Consider the following 17,227-nt stretch of genomic DNA (forward strand, 5'->3'; position numbering starts at 1 on the left):
CCGCGCCCCGCACCCCCTCCGGGAGACGTGATCCGCGCCGGTCCGAGGACGGACACCCCCGACACGGCCCCGACCCACCCACCGGCCGCAGGCGCCCCGCCCGACCGGCCGCAGGCGCCACCCCCGACCCGCCCACCGGACCGGACGCAGCGCCGCAGGCGTCAGACGTGTCAGTCCTTGATCTCGCAGATGGCCGCGCCGGAGGTGATCGACGCTCCGACCTCCGCGCTCAGGCCCTTGACCGTGCCGGACCGGTGGGCGTTGATGGGCTGCTCCATCTTCATGGCCTCCAGGACGACGACCAGGTCGCCCTCCTTGACCTCCTGGCCCTCCTCCACGGCGAGCTTGACGATCGTGCCCTGCATCGGAGAGGCGAGGGTGTCGCCCGAGGCCACCGGGCCGGACTTCTTCGCCGCCCGCCGCTTCGGCTTCGCGCCCGCCGCCAGCCCCGTACGGGCCAGGGACATGCCCAGCGAGGCCGGGAGCGAGACCTCCAGACGCTTGCCGCCGACCTCGACGACGACCGTCTCGCGGTCCGCCTCCTCCTCCGCCCCCGTGTCCACGGCGGCGGCGAACGCCTTGATCTCGTTGACGAACTCCGTCTCGATCCACCGCGTGTGCACCGTGAACGGTTCGGCCGAACCGGTGAGTTCGGGCGCGAACGCCGGGTCCCTGACCACCGCGCGGTGGAACGGGATGGCCGTGGCCATGCCCTCGACCTGGAACTCCTCCAGCGCACGGGCGGCCCGCTCCAGCGCCTCCTTGCGGGTGCGCCCGGTGACGATCAGCTTCGCCAGCAGCGAGTCCCACGCCGGGCCGATGACCGACCCGGACTCCACGCCCGCGTCCAGCCGTACACCCGGGCCCGACGGCGCGTCGAAGCGGGTGACGGTACCGGGCGCCGGCAGGAAGTTGCGCCCCGGGTCCTCACCGTTGATGCGGAACTCGAAGGAGTGACCGCGCAGCACCGGATCGCCGTAGCCCAGTTCCTCACCGTCGGCGATGCGGAACATCTCCCGCACCAGGTCGATGCCCGCGACCTCCTCGGTCACCGGGTGCTCCACCTGAAGACGCGTGTTGACCTCCAGGAAGGAGATCGTGCCGTCCAGACCGACGAGGAACTCCACCGTGCCCGCGCCGACGTAGCCGGCCTCCTTCAGGATCGCCTTGGAGGAGGAGTACAGCTCCTCCATCTGGGCGTCCGACAGGAAGGGGGCGGGGGCCTCCTCGACCAGCTTCTGGTGCCTGCGCTGCAGCGAGCAGTCACGGGTGGAGACCACGACCACGTTGCCGTGGCTGTCGGCCAGGCACTGCGTCTCCACGTGCCGCGGCTTGTCGAGGTAGCGCTCGACGAAGCACTCACCGCGACCGAAGGCGGCGACCGCCTCACGCACCGCGGAGTCGTACAGCTCCGGCACCTCCTCCAGCGTCCGCGCGACCTTCAGACCACGCCCGCCGCCACCGAAGGCGGCCTTGATCGCGATCGGCAGCCCGTGCTCCTCGGCGAACGCGACGACCTCCTCCGCCCCGCCCACCGGATCGGGCGTACCCGCCACCAGCGGCGCACCCGCGCGCTGCGCGATGTGCCGGGCGGCGACCTTGTCGCCGAGGTCGCGGATGGCCTGCGGCGGCGGACCGATCCAGATCAGGTCCGCGTCCAGCACCGCCTGGGCGAACTCGGCGTTCTCCGAGAGGAAGCCGTAGCCCGGGTGGACGGCGTCCGCGCCCGACTCACGCGCGGCCTTCAGCACCTTGTCCATGTCGAGGTAACTGGTGGCCGGAGTGTCACCGCCCAGGGCGAACGCCTCATCCGCGGCGCGGACATGCAGAGCGTCCCGGTCCGGGTCGGCGTAGACGGCAACGCTCGCGATTCCGGCATCCCGGCAGGCCCGGGCAACGCGGACAGCGATTTCGCCACGATTGGCGATGAGCACCTTGCGCACGATTGAGGCTCCCTCCTTGAAACAAGCCGAGTTTAGGGACAGCCGACACGGCACTTCGACCCGTTCCCACTGGTGAGCTTGCCCACACGGAGCGTGATACGAGGCCCGCTCGACCCGCGAAAGCCCTTGTCGCACCTTGGTACGCAGGACTCCTCCCCGAAACCCTAGCCGTCCTGTGTGGTCAAGGTCTCTGTGAGAGCGTGCTGCGGCCCACTCCGTTTCTTTGTGGAGTCCCTACGAATGGCCCAATGATTCTTTGCCCTTCGCGGAACCCTTGTACCGAGGTTTGCCCTCCCCCGGACTCCTAACGAGCTGGGGGGACCCCCATGTAGCCTTCGCGTCGGCCCGAACATACTCGGGGTAACCACAGTCGTGCTCGAAAGTGGGTGGGGGCCGGTGGTGCGCAGACCGGTGGCATGGGTCGTGGCGCTCGTACTGTTCGCCGAGGCGCTCGGCGTCGCGGCGCTGAACTGGTTCCTGGGGGTCGTCGTCGACCGGCAGGACATGTCGCTGGCCGGTCTCGACCCGGACGTGATGTCGACGTCCTCGAAGATCGGCGGAATCGTCTTCGGGCTCTACTTCGCGCTGTGCGGCCTGGTGGCCCTGCTGGTCGCCCTGCGTGACCGGGCGCCCGCCGGGCTCGGCCGGGTGCTGCTGATCAGCGCGGCGGTGGTGCACGCGCTGCTGGGCGCGGTCACGTGGGGCCTGGTCGGCCGGACCGCGTTCCTCTACATGGTGGTCGTACTCGGACTCGTCGTGCTGCTGCTGATGACGTACGACGGCCGCCCGGAGCAGCCGGCCGACGCCGGGCCCGGGCCCGGCGTCGGCGGTTCTCCGGTCACGCCTCCGGCGGCGCCCACAGCTCCGTGATGCCGACACCGAGGTCGGCGAGGAGACGCCGGACCAGGGGCAGGCTGATGCCGATGACATTGCCGTGGTCGCCGTCGATGCCGTCGATGAACGGGGCCGAGCGGCCGTCCAGGGTGAACGCCCCGGCGACGTGGAGCGGTTCGCCGGAGGCCACGTAGGCGGCGATCTCCTCGTCGGTGGGATCGCCGAAGCGGACGACGGTGGAGGCGGTGGCGGAGACGTACCGGCCGCTGACGGTGTCGTAGACGCAGTGGCCGGTCTGCAGCGTCCCCGCGCGGCCCCGCATGGACTTCCAGCGCCCGGTGGCCTCCTCGGCGTCCGAGGGCTTGCCGAGGGCCTGGCCGTCCAGTTCCAGGACCGAGTCGCAGCCGATCACCAGCGCGCCCTTGACCTCGGGCTTCGCGGCGACGACGGAGGCCTTGGCCTCGGCCAGGGCGAGCGCCAGTTCGGCGGGTGTGGGGGCGGTGACGGCGTCCTCGTCGACCCCGCTGACGATCACCTCGGGGTCCAGTCCGGCCTGGCGGAGCAGCCCGAGCCGGGCGGGGGACTGGGAGGCGAGCACGAGTCGGCGGCGCGGCTGATCTGTCATGCGGTCAGCGTATCCAGGTGACCCGGATGCCTCACCTCACGCCGATCACGAGCATGACGAGCACCATGGCCAGCGCCACGAGAACGCCCAGCCGCCGCAGCATGTCCTGCGTGTCCCGCAGTTCCTTGGGCGGCTCGTTCTCGGGGTCGGACCACAGCATGCCACCAGCGTGGGGCTTGGCTGGTCGGGGTGCCTGAGTACGCGTACTCAAGTAGGGACGCGGGGTTGTCGTGCCGTCCCCCCGCGCGGCGGAGCCGCACAGGGGGCAGCCCCGCGCCCCCGGGACGCGCTCAGCTCTGCCAGTAGGTGCGGCTCCACGACGCCGGGCCCGGCCGGGGCAGACGACGGCCCGCGATCCGGGACGGATCGGACCAGGAGTCGCGGGGGGTGGGCGCGCCGGGCGGTACGACTGACGCCGCCGCGGCGCGCGCCCGGACCACCGCCAGTGCGGCGGCCAGCTCCTCCGGGGTGGGGTTGCCCCGTACGACCTTGATCACGTCGGCTCCTTACAGGGGGATGTTGCCGTGCTTCTTCGGGGGGAGGGATTCCCGCTTGGTGCGCAGCTGACGCAGTCCGCGGACGATGTGCCGGCGGGTGTCGGACGGCATGACCACCGCGTCGACGTAGCCGCGCTCGGCCGCGACGTAGGGGTTGAGGAGGGCGTCCTCGTACTCCCGCATCAGCCTCGCGCGGGTCTCCTCCGGGTCGTCCGCCTCGGCGATGGTGCGGCGGTGCAGGATGTTGACGGCGCCCTGTGCGCCCATCACCGCGATCTGGGCGGTGGGCCAGGCCAGGTTGAGGTCGGCGCCCAGGTGCTTGGAGCCCATGACGTCGTAGGCGCCGCCGAACGCCTTGCGGGTGATGACCGTGATGAGGGGGACGGTGGCCTCGGCGTAGGCGAAGATCAGTTTGGCGCCGCGGCGGATGATGCCGTCGTGTTCCTGGTCGACGCCGGGCAGGAAGCCGGGGACGTCGACGAAGGTGATGACCGGGATGTTGAAGGCGTCGCAGGTGCGCACGAAGCGGGCCGCCTTCTCGGAGGCGGTGATGTCCAGGCAGCCGGCGAACTGCATCGGCTGGTTGGCGACGATGCCGACGGGATGGCCCTCGACGCGGCCGTAGCCGGTGAGGATGTTCGGCGCGAACAGCGCCTGCGTCTCGAAGAACTCGGCGTCGTCGAGGACGTGCTCGATCACCGTGTGCATGTCGTAGGGCTGGTTCGCCGAGTCCGGGACGAGCGTGTCGAGCTCGCGGTCCTCGTCGGTGACCGTCAGGTCCGCCTCCTCCGGGAACGCCGGGGGGTCGGAGAGGTTGTTCGACGGCAGGTAGGACAGGAGCTGCTTGACGTACTCGATCGCGTCCTTCTCGTCGCCGGCCATGTGGTGGGCGACGCCGGAGGCGGTGTTGTGGGTGCGGGCGCCGCCGAGTTCCTCGAAGCCCACGTCCTCGCCGGTGACCGTCTTGATGACGTCCGGTCCTGTGATGAACATGTGGGACGTCTGGTCGACCATGACGGTGAAGTCGGTGATCGCGGGGGAGTACACCGCGCCGCCCGCGCACGGGCCGACGACCAGGCTGATCTGCGGGATCACCCCGGAGGCGTGGGTGTTGCGGCGGAAGATCTCGCCGTACGCGCCGAGGGAGGCCACGCCCTCCTGGATGCGGGCGCCGCCGGAGTCGTTGATGCCGATGACCGGGCAGCCGGTCTTCAGCGCGAAGTCCATCACCTTGCAGATCTTCTGCCCGTACGTCTCGCCCAGCGCTCCGCCGAAGACGGTGAAGTCCTGCGAGAACACGGCGACCGGGCGGCCGTCGACCGTGCCGTAGCCGGTCACGACGCCGTCGCCGTAGGGGCGGTTGGCGTCGAGGCCGAAGCTGGTGGAGCGGTGCCGGGCGAACTCGTCCAGTTCGACGAAGGAACCCTCGTCGAGCAGGAGGTCGATCCGCTCACGGGCCGTCAGCTTGCCCTTGGCGTGCTGCTTCTCGACCGCGCGCGCGGAGCCGGCGTGCGTCGCCTCTTCGATACGACGCTGAAGGTCCGCGAGCTTGCCCGCGGTCGTGTGAATGTCAGGCTGCTGCTCTTCCGGCTCGGACATCGGGATGCGGCTCCCTGCCTGCTCAAAAGGGGGGACGGTTACTCATCCGTAGCGTAGTGGGGGGTCTTCCGTTCGGCAGTGCGGTCTTTCCCACACCGCTTCCCCCTTCACAGACGCGGGAAGGAGATCTTCGAAGAGCCCCGTCGTCACCGTGCTCATGGGTACGGTGGAGGCGTCGCGGCGGGACACGTCGGAGGGGTGACAGCGTGAAAACGGTCGGGCACCCGTGAACCTCAGCCTCCAAGGCTGGGATCCGCCCTCTCTGCGGGGCGGAGGACGTCGAACCTAGGGTGGGTTGCATGACGATGCCACCAGATGGTGAAGGTACGCCCAACAGGCACAGTGAGCCGAGGCCGGGACGTTGGTCCGACCTCGGCCGCCCGCCGTTGAACGCCGTTGGCCTGCGCCGAGGACTTGTGCGCGCGGGCGGATTGTGGACGCAGGTGGACGTGGTGCAGCGCACCGGTTCCACCAACTCCGACCTCGTGGCCCGTGCCGGCGCGGGCGGCCCGGAGGAGGGCGTCGTTCTCGTCGCCGAGGAACAGACCGCCGCGCGGGGGCGCCTCGACCGGCAGTGGACGGCTCCGGCTCGGTCGGGGTTGTTCTTCTCCGTACTGCTGCGGCCCGCCGAGGTGCCGGTGGCGCGGTGGGGCTGGCTGCCGTTGCTCACCGGCGTCGCGGTGGCGACCGGGCTGTCGCGGGCCGCGGGCGTCGATACGGCGTTGAAGTGGCCCAACGACCTGCTGGTCACGGTGGAGGGAGAGGAGCGCAAGGCCGGCGGGATCCTGGCGGAGCGCGCCGGCGACGACGGGGTGGTGATCGGTGTCGGGATCAATGTGAGCCTGCGGGGTGATGAACTGCCGGTGCCGACCGCGGGGTCGCTGGCGTTGGCGGGAGCGGTGAGCACGGATCGGGATCCGCTGCTGCGGGGGGTGCTGCGGTCGCTGGAGGACTGGTACGGGCGGTGGCGGGCGGTGGGGGGCGACCCGGCGGCGAGCGGCCTGCAGGAGACGTACGCGGCGGGGTGCGCGACGCTCGGGCGGGTGGTGCGGGCGGAGCTGCCGGGGGATCGGGAGCTGGTGGGGGAGGCGGTCGCGGTGGACGGCGACGGCCGCCTGGTCCTGGCCACGGCGGAGGGTGTGCAGGAACCGGTGGGCGCGGGCGACATCGTCCACTTGCGCGCAAGGTGAAACCACGGCTTCGGTGGGGGTGGCGTAGCTCCCACGGCCTCATCCCACGGCCCGGCCGAACGGAGTGAGCTGGCGCACACCTGCCGTAGAGTTGAGCGCGGTCGATACCTGGCCATGGCAGATCGGAAGGGCACGCGTGACCGTCGACGACTCGGGTTCCTCGGACGCGCAGGGCGCCGGCGAGGATCCGCTTGCCCTGCGCCTCGAACATCTCATCCTGGGCGCCGAGCGCCGTTACACACCGTTTCAGGCGGCCCGCAGTGCCGGCGTCACCATGGAACTGGCCACCCGCTTCTGGCGGGCGATGGGCTTCGCCGACGTGGGCCAGGCCAAGGCCCTCACCGAGGCCGACGTGCTCGCGCTGCGCCGGCTCGCCGGTCTGGTGGAGGCGGGCCTGCTGAGCGAGGCCATGGCGGTACAGGTGGCGCGGTCCACCGGACAGACCACCGCCCGGCTGGCCGAGTGGCAGATCGACTCCTTCCTGGAGGGGCTGACCGAGCCGCCCGAGCCGGGCATGACCCGTACCGAGGTGACGTATCCGATCGTCGAGCTGCTCCTGCCCGAGCTGGAGGAGTTCCTCGTGTACGTCTGGCGGCGGCAGCTCGCCGCATCGGCCGGGCGGGTCGTGCAGGGCGCCGATGACGAGGAGATGGTCGACCGGCGGCTCGCCGTCGCCTTCGCGGATCTCGTGGGGTTCACGCGGCTGACCCGGCGGATGGAGGAGGAGGAGCTCGGTGAGCTCGTCGAGGCCTTCGAGACCACCGCCGCCGATCTGGTCGCCGCACGTGGCGGGCGGCTCATCAAGACGCTGGGCGACGAGGTGCTCTACGCCGCCGACGACGCCGGTACCGCCGCGGACATCGCGATGCGGCTGATCGAGACCATGGCGAACGACGAGACCATGCCGGAGCTGCGGGTCGGCATGGCGTTCGGCACGGTGACCACCCGGATGGGTGATGTGTTCGGTACGACCGTGAATCTGGCCTCCCGGCTCACGTCCATAGCCCCCCGGGACGCCGTGCTGGTCGACAGCGCCTTCGCCGAGGAGCTGATCCGTACCGGTGCCGCCCCTGCCTCCGAGGCGGCGGCGGCCGAGGCGGTGGCCGCCGCGGAGAAGGAGGGCGAGGAGCCGCCGAGCTATCGGTTCGCGCTCCAGCCGATGTGGCAGCGGCCCGTGCGTGGCCTCGGTGTGGTGGAGCCCTGGCTGCTCACGCGTCGGAACGGGGCTCCCGCCTCCTCTTACTGATTCCGTTATTGATCCCGGCTCATTGGCCCCCGCCGCCGCCCACACAGATACCGATGATCGGTACGCACAGGCCGGGGCGGGGGTTCCGGGCGGGGTCGTCCGGCTGTGGTGGTGCCGGGTCGTGGGGTGCCGGTGGGGGCGGCACCGGAGTGTGGTGCGGGGGCTGCCGGGGCGGGGGTGAGTGCGGTCCGCGGGTTGTCGGGGACGCGGTGGTGGGTGTGGCGGGTGTGGCGGGGGTGTCCGCTCTGTCCGGAACGGCCGTCCGGGCCGGCGAGGACCGCTCGGGCGCTGTGAGCGGGGCCGGGTTCTTGCCGCCCAGGACCGTGGGGGAGGACGGGCTCGCCCTGGGGGCGGGTGGGGCGGCTGTGCTCGCGGTCGGGGAACCGATGGGTGTGCCGGTGTCCGTGTGAGGGACGGGACGGGAGCCCGCCTCCGTGCCGACGTCCGTGCCGCCGCCCTGGGTGGTGGTCAGGCGGACCAGGGCCACGGCGCTCGCGGCCACGGCCAGGCTTCCCGCGGCCAGCAGGACCTTGCGGGGGCGGGGCTTGCGGTGGCGGCCCCGGAGGCGGGAGGTGCCTGCCGGTGGCTCTTCGGTCGGTGCGGTCGGTGTCATCGCGTTCCCCTCCCCTGCGTGCACGCCCCCGGCGTGCCGCGGTGTGCGCACGCTATGCGCTCCTGCGAGGGGCCGGGCCGGGAGCCGGAGCGATGTCACTCGAACGGGTGGACGGGGGGTGACAAGGGAACCAGGCGTGCGCCCTTTTCTCCGGTGGGCGCGGGCTGCGATGATCGGGGCGAGTGGAGTTAACCCGCGTTAACCGGAGGGTGTCGATGAGTGAGGAACGGTTCGGGGAGTTCGTGCTGGTGCGCCGGCACGAGGGGGGACATGTCGCGGAGCTCGTCCTCGACCGGCCCAAGGCCATGAACGCCGTGTCGACGGAGATGGCCCGCTCCCTCGCCGGTGCCTGTGCGGCGCTGGGGGAGGACCGGAGCGTGCGGGCGGTGGTGCTGAGTTCCTCGCACGAGCGGGCGTTCTGCGTGGGGGCCGATCTGAAGGAGCGCAATTCCTTCAGCGACGCCGATCTGGTGCGTCAGCGGCCCGTGGCGCGCGGGGCGTACACCGGGGTGCTCGAACTGCCCGTGCCGACGGTGGCGGCGGTGCACGGGTTCGCGCTCGGCGGCGGGTTCGAGCTGGCCCTGTCGTGTGACGTGATCGTCGCCGACCGTACGGCGGTCATGGGGTTGCCCGAGGTGTCGGTCGGGGTGATTCCGGGCGGGGGCGGTACGCAGTTGCTGCCCCGGCGGGTGGGGGCGGCGCGGGCCGCCGAGCTGATCTTCACGGCACGGCGGGTGGAGGCCGCCGAGGCCCGGGAGCTGGGGCTCGTCGACGAGCTGGTGGAGGAGGGGCGGGACCGGGAGGAGGCGCTCGCCATGGCGTCCCGGATCGCCGGGAACTCGCCGGTGGGGCTGCGGGCGGCCAAGCGGGCGCTGCGGCTCGGGCACGGGCTGGATCTGTCCGCCGGGCTGGAGGTCGAGGACGCCGCCTGGCGGTCGGTGGCGTTCTCGGGGGACCGGGCGGAGGGGGTCGCCGCCTTCAACGAGAAGCGCAGGCCGGAGTGGCCAGGGGAGTAGGGGCCGATGGGCCCCGTTCGCTCCTTTAATATCCCGATCGGTCCTGAATTTTCCTAACCTGGAGAGATGGGTGAGGAGAGCCGGCTGGCGGCCGTGGTGGCGCTGGCCCAGGGCATGGCCGCCGCGCACAGTTCGCGGGACACCTGGCGGGCCGCGGCCGGTGGGGCCGGCCGGGCGCTGGGCGGGAGCTTCGCCGCCCTGTCGGTGTGGGAGCGGGAGCTCGGGCGGCTGCGGGTGCTGGTGAACGTCGGGGAGCTGGCCGAGGGCGAGGAGGAGTTCCCGGAGGACGAGTCCTACCCGGTGCATCAGTTCGCCCAGATCGCCGAGTTCCTGCACGAGCGGTGGGCGGGGGGTGGTGAGCCCGACGCGTGGGTGGAGACCGCCGAGGGGTCCGCGGCGGGACGGACCGGGTACTGCCACCAGCGGGTCGCGGCGCTCAGGCGGCGGGGGCGCGGGTGCTGTGTGGTCGCGCCGGTCGTGCTGCACGGGCGGGCCTGGGGCGAGCTGTACGTGGCCCGGCCGGCCGGTGTGCCCGTCTTCGGGCGGGGCGACGCCGACTTCGCGACGGTCCTCGCCGCCGTCGTGGCCGCCGGGATCGCGCAGACCGAGCGGCTGGAGGAGGTCCGGCGGCTGGCGTACACGGACTCGCTGACCGGGCTGGCCAACCGGCGCGCCGTGGACGCGCGGCTCGACGAGGCCGTGGAGCTGCACCGGCGCGACGGGGCCGTCGTCAGCCTCGTGGTGTGCGATCTGAACGGGCTGAAGCGGGTCAACGACACGCTCGGGCACGCCGTGGGGGACAGGCTCCTGGAGCGGTTCGGCACCGTGCTGTCGCTGTGCGGGGCCATGCTGCCGGGAGCTCTGGTGGCGCGGCTCGGCGGGGACGAGTTCTGTCTGCTGGTCGTGGGGCCGCCGGCCGACGAGGTCGTCAAGGCCGCCGACGAGGTGTGCCGGCGGGCCAGGGAGCTGGGGATCGGGGACGGTGTCGCCTGCGGGGTGGCGTCCACCGAGGATCCGGTCGGGCCGGTGCGCTCCGCCCGGCGGCTGTTCCGGCTGGCCGACGCGGCGCAGTACCGGGCCAAGGCCGAGCACGCCGCGCATCCCGTGGTGGCCGGACGGGAGGGGCCCGACGATCCCGTCGTACGGCTCGCGGACGAGCCCTCGCGGGCGGCGGACAGGGAGCGGCGCCGGTTCCGGGGGCGGCATTCGCCGTAGCGCGTCGGTAAGGGGTGGGAGCGGCTTCCAGGGGTGACATCATTGAATTCAGTGCGTACGCTCCTGAATATGAATATGCACACTGTGGTGGTGGGGCCGTCCGGCGTGACCGCGTCCGACGTGCTCGCCGTGGCGCGCGGCGGTGCCCGCATCGAACTGTCCGCGGAGGCGGTGGCCGCCCTTTCCGCGTCCCGCGAGATCGTGGCCGCCCTGGCCGCGAAGCCGGACCCCGTGTACGGGGTGAGCACCGGCTTCGGCGCCCTGGCGACCCGGCACATCAGCCCCGAGCTCCGTGGCCGGCTGCAGCGCAACATCGTCCGCTCGCACGCCGCGGGGATGGGGCCGCGGGTGGAGCGCGAGGTCGTACGGGCGCTGATGTTCCTGCGGCTCAAGACCGTCTGCTCCGGGCACACCGGCGTCCGGCCCGAGGTCGCGCGGACGATGGCCGACGTGCTGAACGCCGGGATCACCCCGGTCGTGCACGAGTACGGCTCCCTCGGCTGCTCCGGAGACCTCGCCCCGCTGTCCCACTGCGCCCTCACGCTGATGGGCGAGGGGGAGGCGGAGGGTCCCGACGGCAGCGTGCGGCCGGCCGGTGAACTGCTCGCCGAGCACGGCATCCCGCCCGTCGAGCTGCGAGAGAAGGAAGGGCTCGCCCTCCTCAACGGCACCGACGGCATGCTCGGCATGCTGGTCATGGCCCTCGCCGATCTGGACCTCCTCTACAAGTCCGCCGACGTCACGGCCGCCCTGAGCCTGGAGGCGCTGCTCGGCACCGACAAGGTGCTCGCCCCCGAGCTGCACGCCATCCGCCCGCACCCCGGTCAGGCCGCCAGCGCCGCCAACATGCTGGCCGTGCTGAAGGGTTCGGGGCTGACGGGACATCACCAGGACGACGCGCCGCGCGTCCAGGACGCCTACTCGGTGCGCTGCGCCCCGCAGGTCGCCGGCGCCGGGCGGGACACCCTGGCGCACGCCCGGCTGGTCGCCGAGCGCGAACTCGCGGCCGCCGTGGACAATCCGGTGGTGCTGCCTGGGGGTACCTCCCGGGCTTTCGGCTCCGAGGGAGGGCGGGTGGAGTCGAACGGCAACTTCCACGGGGCGCCGGTCGCCTATGTGCTGGACTTCCTCGCCATCGTCGTCGCCGACCTCGCCTCCATCGCCGAGCGGCGCACCGACCGGCTGCTGGACAAGAACCGCAGCCACGGTCTGCCGCCCTTCCTCGCCGACGACGCCGGCGTGGACTCCGGGCTGATGATCGCCCAGTACACGCAGGCCGCCCTGGTCAGCGAGTTGAAGCGGCTCGCCGTACCGGCGTCGGTGGACTCGATCCCGTCCTCCGCGATGCAGGAGGACCACGTCTCCATGGGCTGGTCGGCGGCGCGGAAACTGCGTACGGCCGTCGACAACCTCGCCCGGGTCGTCGCCGTCGAGCTGTACGCCGCCACCCGGGCCGTGGAACTGCGCGAGGGACTGACCCCGGCGCCGGCGACACTGGCGGTCATCGAGGCCGTACGGAAGGCGGGCGTGGGCGGTCCAGGACCGGACCGCCACCTCGCTCCCGACCTCGCCGCGGCGGACGCGTTCGTGCGGGACGGGCGGCTGGTCGCGGCCGTGGAGACGGTCACCGGACCGCTGCGCTGAACCGGCCGGGGCCCGGCGGCCGTCCCGCCGGGCCCCGGCGCGTGCGTCAGAACCCCAGGCGTTCCCGGCGCACCGAATAGACGACGAAACCGGCGCCGAGGGCGAGGCAGGTCGTGCCGCCGACGATGTACGGGGTGCTGTCGAAGCTGCCGGTGTCCGCGAGGCGGACGTCCCCACCGGTACCGGCGACGGACGTCGACACGATTCTCGCCTGCTCTGTGACCTGCGGAGACGGACTTGCCGAGACCGTTTCCGCCACCGGTGTGTGAGAGGTCGCGTTCGCGGACGGGACGAACCACAGGGCGCACAGCAGGGTGCCCGCGGCGGTGGCGGTCAGCAACGGACGGAGCGCGGATGACACGGAATATCGATCCCCTTGCAGCGCTGGCGAATTGGCCGTGTGGGGCGATGTTAGTGAAAGACGCGGGTCACAGGAAAGTCACGGGAGGCCGGGGCCGTACGCTCCGGGCATGAGCACCCCAGAGACATCACGGTTTGTACGGCTTCGCGTGGAACTCGTCCTCGAGATCGACGACGAGGATGCGGTGACCGGGGCCGCGCTGCGCAGGATCGCGGACGACGGTGACATGCCGGACGAGGAACGGGTACAGGCCGAGAGCACTGTGACGGAGGACACCGCGGAGGCCCTCGCCCAGCTCGTCGACCCGTTCACCCTGGTCGGCGAGGTGCCGGGCGTGGAACTGCTGCAGGCCTCCTGGAGCGGGGAAGTGATCGACTACGACCCCGACTCCCCGGAGTGGGACCTCGACGAGGACGATGACGAGGAGCCCGACGACGACGAGGACGGGGCGGACCGGGTCGGCTGAGGCGTTTTGGGGAAATCGTGACCCTGGGCGGCAACCGCCGCCCGGGCCCTGACGTCTCAAGCGACGGCGCACCGACCGGCGCCCTCACCGTCCGCCCCGGCGGACGTGGCGAGCCCCACATCCGCGGGCCATGGGGAACGGGAGCACCCGGTCGTAGCGTTGAAGGTTGTGGACGAGGTGCTTCGGCTTCGCGCCGGGGACTCGTGGGGTTGGGATTCGGCAACGATGGAGAAGCGTGTGATGACGGACGGTAAGCGGCGCAGGGGTCTGGCGGCCGCGTCCGCTCTGCTCGGCGGAGTGCTGGTGCTCTCGGCGTGTTCCGGCGGTGACGACGGCGCCTCGGGCGACAGCAAGGGCGACTCGCAGGCCCAGGTCGACGAGGCGGCGGCCAAGAAGTCCTCCGAGGCGCAGATCAAGATCACGCCGAAGGACGGCTCCAACAACGCCTCCATCAACAACTCCGCCGCCGTGACCGTGGCCAAGGGCACGCTCACCGAGGTGAAGATGACCACCGCCGACGGCACCGCCGTCGCCGGTGAGATATCCGCCGACAAGAAGAGCTGGAAGCCCAGCGTCCAGCTGGAGCGGGCCACCACCTACAAGCTGTCGGCCACCGCCGAGGACTCCGCGGGCCTCGCCGCCCACGAGAACGCCTCGTTCACCACGGTCGCCCCGGACAACAGCTTCATCGGCACCTACACCCCGGACGACGGCACCACCGTCGGCGTCGGCATGCCGGTCTCGCTCAACTTCGACAAGGCGATCACCAACAAGGCCGCGGTGCAGAAGGGCGTCACCGTCTCCACCACCAGTGGCCAGGAGGTCGCCTGCCACTGGTTCAACGCCAACCGCATGGACTGCCGGCCCGACGAGTACTGGCAGGAGGGCTCCACCGTCACGCTGAAGCTGGCGCTCGACGGAGTCGAGGGCGCCGAGGGCGTCTACGGCGTCCAGCAGAAGACGGTCACCTTCAAGATCGGCCGCAACCAGGTGACGTACGTCGACGCGAAGACCAAGCAGATGAAGATCACGCAGGACGGCAAGACCGTCCGCACCATCCCGATCTCCGCCGGTTCGCCCGACAACAAGACGTACGAGGGCCAGATGGTGATCTCCGAGAAGTTCAAGGAGACCCGGATGAACGGCGCGACGGTCGGCTTCACCGACGACGACGGCAAGGGCGAGTACGACATCAAGGACGTGCCGCACGCCATGCGTCTGAGCACCTCCGGCACCTTCATCCACGGCAACTACTGGGGCGCCAAGTCCATCTTCGGCAGCGTCAACACCAGCCACGGCTGCGTGGGCCTGCAGGACGCCAAGGGGGCGAACGACCCGAACATGCCGGGCGCCTGGTTCTACGACAACTCGATCGTCGGTGACGTGGTCGTCGTCCAGAACACCGGCGACAAGACCATCGCCCCGGACAACGGCCTCAACGGCTGGAACATGAGCTGGGAGCAGTGGAAGGCGGGCTCGGCGGCCTGACGCCGGCCGCGCACGCGGCGCCTCACCCCACCACCTGACCGATGCCGCCGTCCGCCCCTTCGGGGAGCGGGCGGCGGCATCGGTCTTCTTCTCATGGGGCTCTTATGGAGCGCTTATCGCTTCATCACCAACTGTCCCTAGCTTGCGGCCATGTTCTTCACCTATCTGAGGCGCGAGCTGCGCCGCCGCAGAAAGGCGGCCCTCGTCGTCGCCTCCGGCCTCGCACTGGGCATCGCCCTGGTCGTCGTGGTCAACTCCGTGTCCTCCGGCATGAGCAAGGCGCAGGAGAAGGTCCTGCAGTCCCTGTACGGGCTCGGCACGGACATGACGGTCACCAAGGCCGCCGAGGCCCGGACCACCGGCGAACGCCCCCGCTTCAGCTTCGACGCCCAGGACGACGACTCCGGCGAGGAGCAGAGCAGCGACCGCGTCATGGTTCAGGGCTTCCAGACCCTGGCGAGCTCCACCGTGGGCAAGGTCGGCGAGCAGGACGGCGTCGCCGACGCGGTGGGCGGGCTGAGCCTCCAAGTCATGAAGGTGAGCGGCGAGTTCACCCGGGGTCAGTTCCAGCAGGACGGCCAGAGCGGTCAGGGCGCCGAGGGCGGCCAGGGCGGCGGTCCCGGCGGCGGCCAGTCCTCCCCGGAGGGCCGGGTCGAGGGCGGCGGCGCGGACTTCGACGTCAACAGCTACACCGTCTACGGCACCGACGTCACCGAGCCCGCCCTCGGCCCGCTGACCTCCTCCGAGATCACCGACGGACGCACCTTCAAGTCGACCGAGACCGACGCGAAGGTCGCCGTCGCCGACTCCGCCTACGCCAAGGAGAAGAAGCTCGAGACCGGTGACACCGTCACCGTCAAGGGCACCAAGTACAAGGTCATCGGCATCGCCACCGCCTCCAGCGGGGACGCCGCGGCCAACCTCTACCTGCCGCTGAAGCAGGCGCAGACCCTCGCCGACGCCAAGGACAAGGTCACCACGATCTACGTCCAGGCGACCGACTCCCAGCGGATCGACAGCGTCAAGTCCGGGATCCAGAAGAACATTTCCGGTACGACCGTCACGACCTCCGCCGACCTCGCGGACACCGTCTCCGGCTCCCTGTCCACCGCCTCCTCGCTCGCCGCCGGCGTCGGCAAGTGGCTGTCGGTGGTGGTGCTCGTGGCCGCGTTCCTCGTCGCCGGTCTGCTCACCTCCTCCGCCGTCTCCCGCCGGGTGCGCGAGTTCGGCACCCTCAAGGCGCTGGGCTGGAAGTCCGGCCGGGTGACCCGGCAGGTGATCGGCGAGTCCATGGTCCACGGTCTGGTCGGCGGTGCCCTCGGCATCGCGCTCGGCCTGGCGGGCGCCTACGCCGTCACCGCCGTCAGCCCCACCCTGCAGGCCCAGCTCGGCGGCGGCAGTGGTGGAGGCGGCGGCACGGGCGGACCCGGCGGCGGCATGGGCGGCCCCGGCCGGCAGACCGCCTCCAAGACCCTCGAAGTCGCGCTCACCGCACCGGTCAGCCTCACCACCCTCGCCCTCGCGGTCGGCCTCGCCGTGGCCGGCGGTCTCGTCGCCGGCGCCTTCGGCGGCTGGCGCGCCTCCCGGCTGCGGCCGGCCGACGCGCTCCGCCGCGTCGAGTAGCACCCGCCCGGCACCGGCCCAGGGGCCCGCCCGCAGCGGACGGGCCCCATCCTCGTACGCGATCCAGGAGTAGACCCATGTACGAACTCAGAGGCGTCACCCGGCGCTACACGCGCGGCAAGGAGACCGTCGACGCCCTCGACGGAATCGACCTGACCATCCCCGACGGCGACCGGCTCGTCATCCAGGGCCCCACCGGCGGCGGCAAGTCCACGCTGCTGCAGATGCTCGGCGGACTGGACCGGCCCAGTTCCGGCGAGATCGTCCTGGACGGCACCGACCTGGCCGAACTGCCGGAGGCCCGGCTCACCCGGGTCCGCAGCGAGAACATCGGCTTCGTCTTCCAGTCGTTCAACCTGATCCCCACGCTCACCGCGCAGGAGAACGTCGAGACCGCGCTCGTCCCGCTCGGGACGAAGGCCAAGGAGCGCCGGGAGAAGGCCGCCGAGGCGCTGGCGTCGGTCGGGCTGGGCGAGCGGCTCGGGCATCTGCCCGGCGAGATGTCCGGCGGTCAGCAGCAGCGCGTGGCCATCGCGCGGGCACTGGTGAAGGAGCCGAAGGTGCTGCTCGCCGACGAACCCACCGGAAACCTCGACGAGTCGATGCGCGACGAGATCATGGACGTACTCATCCGCATGTGGAAGGAGCTGGGGCTGACCTTCGTCATGGTCACCCACGACTCGGCGATCGCGAAGGCGGCCCCGCGTCTGGCGGTGATCCGCAAGGGGCGGATCACCGTGAAGGAGAACACGAAATCCTGACCGGGAGGGTGCCAACCGCACGGTTGTGTAACGGAGTTCCGGCGGTGGTGTTACAGCCACCCGTCGACTTCGGCACCCTTTCCGGCGTCCCTTGAGGTACTTGATC

The 17,227-nt window shown here is 71.4% G+C and carries 17 protein-coding genes; 10 read left to right on the forward strand and 7 right to left on the reverse strand.

Features of this window, described 5'->3' with window-relative positions:
- Positions 1–170: 170 nt before the first annotated feature.
- Positions 171–1,943 (reverse strand): acetyl/propionyl/methylcrotonyl-CoA carboxylase subunit alpha, encoded by a 1,773-nt coding sequence (locus ACH4VX_RS02705; RefSeq protein ID WP_398365410.1) that lies wholly within the window; start codon positions 1,941–1,943, stop codon positions 171–173.
- Positions 1,944–2,354: 411 nt separating this feature from the next.
- Between ACH4VX_RS02705 and ACH4VX_RS02710 the strand changes: the two genes are divergently transcribed.
- Positions 2,355–2,813 carry a hypothetical protein gene (locus ACH4VX_RS02710; RefSeq protein WP_398365412.1) on the forward strand — a complete coding sequence of 153 codons (459 nt, stop codon included), beginning with the start codon at positions 2,355–2,357 and terminating at the stop codon, positions 2,811–2,813.
- On the opposite strand, the gene ACH4VX_RS02715 is transcribed toward ACH4VX_RS02710, so the two are convergent.
- The 4 genes from ACH4VX_RS02715 to ACH4VX_RS02730 form a co-directional block, all read right to left on the reverse strand.
- Entirely contained in the window at positions 2,782–3,402 is a 621-nt protein-coding gene (locus tag ACH4VX_RS02715) for a Maf family protein (protein WP_398365414.1), read from the reverse strand. The two genes, ACH4VX_RS02710 and ACH4VX_RS02715, sit on opposite strands and share 32 nt — an antisense overlap.
- Before the next feature lie 31 nt (positions 3,403–3,433).
- The gene (gene mmpB, locus ACH4VX_RS02720; protein WP_398365416.1) at positions 3,434–3,562 is read right to left on the reverse strand and encodes a morphogenic membrane protein MmpB; all 129 of its coding nucleotides are present in this window, start codon (positions 3,560–3,562) and stop codon (positions 3,434–3,436) included.
- Positions 3,563–3,692: 130 nt separating this feature from the next.
- Positions 3,693–3,899, reverse strand: coding sequence for an acyl-CoA carboxylase subunit epsilon (locus ACH4VX_RS02725; RefSeq protein ID WP_398365418.1), 207 nt, complete (start codon positions 3,897–3,899; stop codon positions 3,693–3,695).
- A 9-nt stretch (positions 3,900–3,908) separates the two neighbouring features.
- On the reverse strand, positions 3,909–5,498 hold the full coding sequence (locus tag ACH4VX_RS02730; RefSeq protein WP_398365420.1) for an acyl-CoA carboxylase subunit beta: 1,590 nt from the start codon (positions 5,496–5,498) through the stop codon (positions 3,909–3,911).
- Between the two features lie 299 nt (positions 5,499–5,797).
- Here ACH4VX_RS02730 and ACH4VX_RS02735 point away from each other — a divergent pair, with 299 nt between their 5' ends.
- Positions 5,798–6,688: a biotin--[acetyl-CoA-carboxylase] ligase gene (locus ACH4VX_RS02735; RefSeq protein WP_398365422.1), complete on the forward strand. Its 891-nt coding sequence runs from the start codon at positions 5,798–5,800 to the stop codon at positions 6,686–6,688.
- 136 nt (positions 6,689–6,824) lie between these two features.
- Positions 6,825–7,934 carry an adenylate/guanylate cyclase domain-containing protein gene (locus ACH4VX_RS02740; protein ID WP_398365424.1) on the forward strand — a complete coding sequence of 370 codons (1,110 nt, stop codon included), beginning with the start codon at positions 6,825–6,827 and terminating at the stop codon, positions 7,932–7,934.
- Positions 7,935–7,953: 19 nt separating this feature from the next.
- Here ACH4VX_RS02740 and ACH4VX_RS02745 read toward each other — a convergent pair whose 3' ends face one another.
- Positions 7,954–8,547: a hypothetical protein gene (locus tag ACH4VX_RS02745; RefSeq protein WP_398365426.1), complete on the reverse strand. Its 594-nt coding sequence runs from the start codon at positions 8,545–8,547 to the stop codon at positions 7,954–7,956.
- 215 nt (positions 8,548–8,762) lie between these two features.
- Here ACH4VX_RS02745 and ACH4VX_RS02750 point away from each other — a divergent pair, with 215 nt between their 5' ends.
- The 3 genes from ACH4VX_RS02750 (at position 8,763) to hutH (ending at position 12,422) form a co-directional block, all read left to right on the forward strand.
- Positions 8,763–9,563 carry an enoyl-CoA hydratase/isomerase family protein gene (locus ACH4VX_RS02750; protein ID WP_398365428.1) on the forward strand — a complete coding sequence of 267 codons (801 nt, stop codon included), beginning with the start codon at positions 8,763–8,765 and terminating at the stop codon, positions 9,561–9,563.
- Positions 9,564–9,629: 66 nt separating this feature from the next.
- Positions 9,630–10,778, forward strand: a complete 1,149-nt coding sequence (locus tag ACH4VX_RS02755) for a diguanylate cyclase domain-containing protein (RefSeq protein WP_398365430.1) — start codon at positions 9,630–9,632, stop codon at positions 10,776–10,778.
- Between the two features lie 75 nt (positions 10,779–10,853).
- Positions 10,854–12,422 carry a histidine ammonia-lyase gene (gene hutH / locus ACH4VX_RS02760; RefSeq protein ID WP_398365926.1) on the forward strand — a complete coding sequence of 523 codons (1,569 nt, stop codon included), beginning with the start codon at positions 10,854–10,856 and terminating at the stop codon, positions 12,420–12,422.
- 46 nt (positions 12,423–12,468) lie between these two features.
- Here hutH and ACH4VX_RS02765 read toward each other — a convergent pair whose 3' ends face one another.
- A complete protein-coding gene (locus ACH4VX_RS02765) occupies positions 12,469–12,783 on the reverse strand; it encodes a hypothetical protein (RefSeq protein ID WP_398365432.1) in 315 nt (104 codons plus the stop codon).
- A gap of 109 nt (positions 12,784–12,892) precedes the next feature.
- Here ACH4VX_RS02765 and ACH4VX_RS02770 point away from each other — a divergent pair, with 109 nt between their 5' ends.
- From ACH4VX_RS02770 to ACH4VX_RS02785, 4 genes are all read left to right on the forward strand, one after another.
- Complete coding sequence (locus ACH4VX_RS02770) at positions 12,893–13,249, forward strand: hypothetical protein (protein WP_398365434.1); 357 nt, start codon at positions 12,893–12,895, stop codon at positions 13,247–13,249.
- Between the two features lie 240 nt (positions 13,250–13,489).
- Entirely contained in the window at positions 13,490–14,737 is a 1,248-nt protein-coding gene (locus ACH4VX_RS02775) for an Ig-like domain-containing protein (RefSeq protein ID WP_398365436.1), read from the forward strand.
- Positions 14,738–14,887: 150 nt separating this feature from the next.
- Positions 14,888–16,360, forward strand: a complete 1,473-nt coding sequence (locus ACH4VX_RS02780; protein ID WP_398365438.1) for an ABC transporter permease — start codon at positions 14,888–14,890, stop codon at positions 16,358–16,360.
- A 77-nt stretch (positions 16,361–16,437) separates the two neighbouring features.
- Positions 16,438–17,121, forward strand: a complete 684-nt coding sequence (locus ACH4VX_RS02785) for an ABC transporter ATP-binding protein (protein WP_398365440.1) — start codon at positions 16,438–16,440, stop codon at positions 17,119–17,121.
- Positions 17,122–17,227: the final 106 nt, after the last annotated feature.

It is taken from the genome of Streptomyces sp. NPDC020731, assembly GCF_044334705.1.
Classification (GTDB): Bacteria; Actinomycetota; Actinomycetes; order Streptomycetales; family Streptomycetaceae; genus Streptomyces.

Excerpts from the sequence above, each read along its gene's own strand:
- ACH4VX_RS02715 (WP_398365414.1), bottom strand. The coding sequence starts at position 3,402 with ATGACAGATCAGCCGCGCCGCCGACTCGTGCTCGCCTCCCAGTCCCCC.
- mmpB (WP_398365416.1), bottom strand. The coding sequence starts at position 3,562 with ATGCTGTGGTCCGACCCCGAGAACGAGCCGCCCAAGGAACTGCGGGAC.
- ACH4VX_RS02730 (WP_398365420.1), bottom strand. The coding sequence starts at position 5,498 with ATGTCCGAGCCGGAAGAGCAGCAGCCTGACATTCACACGACCGCGGGC.
- ACH4VX_RS02735 (WP_398365422.1), top strand. The coding sequence starts at position 5,798 with ATGACGATGCCACCAGATGGTGAAGGTACGCCCAACAGGCACAGTGAG.
- ACH4VX_RS02745 (WP_398365426.1), bottom strand. The coding sequence starts at position 8,547 with ATGACACCGACCGCACCGACCGAAGAGCCACCGGCAGGCACCTCCCGC.
- ACH4VX_RS02750 (WP_398365428.1), top strand. The coding sequence starts at position 8,763 with ATGAGTGAGGAACGGTTCGGGGAGTTCGTGCTGGTGCGCCGGCACGAG.
- ACH4VX_RS02755 (WP_398365430.1), top strand. The coding sequence starts at position 9,630 with ATGGGTGAGGAGAGCCGGCTGGCGGCCGTGGTGGCGCTGGCCCAGGGC.
- hutH (WP_398365926.1), top strand. The coding sequence starts at position 10,854 with ATGCACACTGTGGTGGTGGGGCCGTCCGGCGTGACCGCGTCCGACGTG.
- ACH4VX_RS02770 (WP_398365434.1), top strand. The coding sequence starts at position 12,893 with ATGAGCACCCCAGAGACATCACGGTTTGTACGGCTTCGCGTGGAACTC.
- ACH4VX_RS02775 (WP_398365436.1), top strand. The coding sequence starts at position 13,490 with ATGACGGACGGTAAGCGGCGCAGGGGTCTGGCGGCCGCGTCCGCTCTG.
- ACH4VX_RS02780 (WP_398365438.1), top strand. The coding sequence starts at position 14,888 with ATGTTCTTCACCTATCTGAGGCGCGAGCTGCGCCGCCGCAGAAAGGCG.
- ACH4VX_RS02785 (WP_398365440.1), top strand. The coding sequence starts at position 16,438 with ATGTACGAACTCAGAGGCGTCACCCGGCGCTACACGCGCGGCAAGGAG.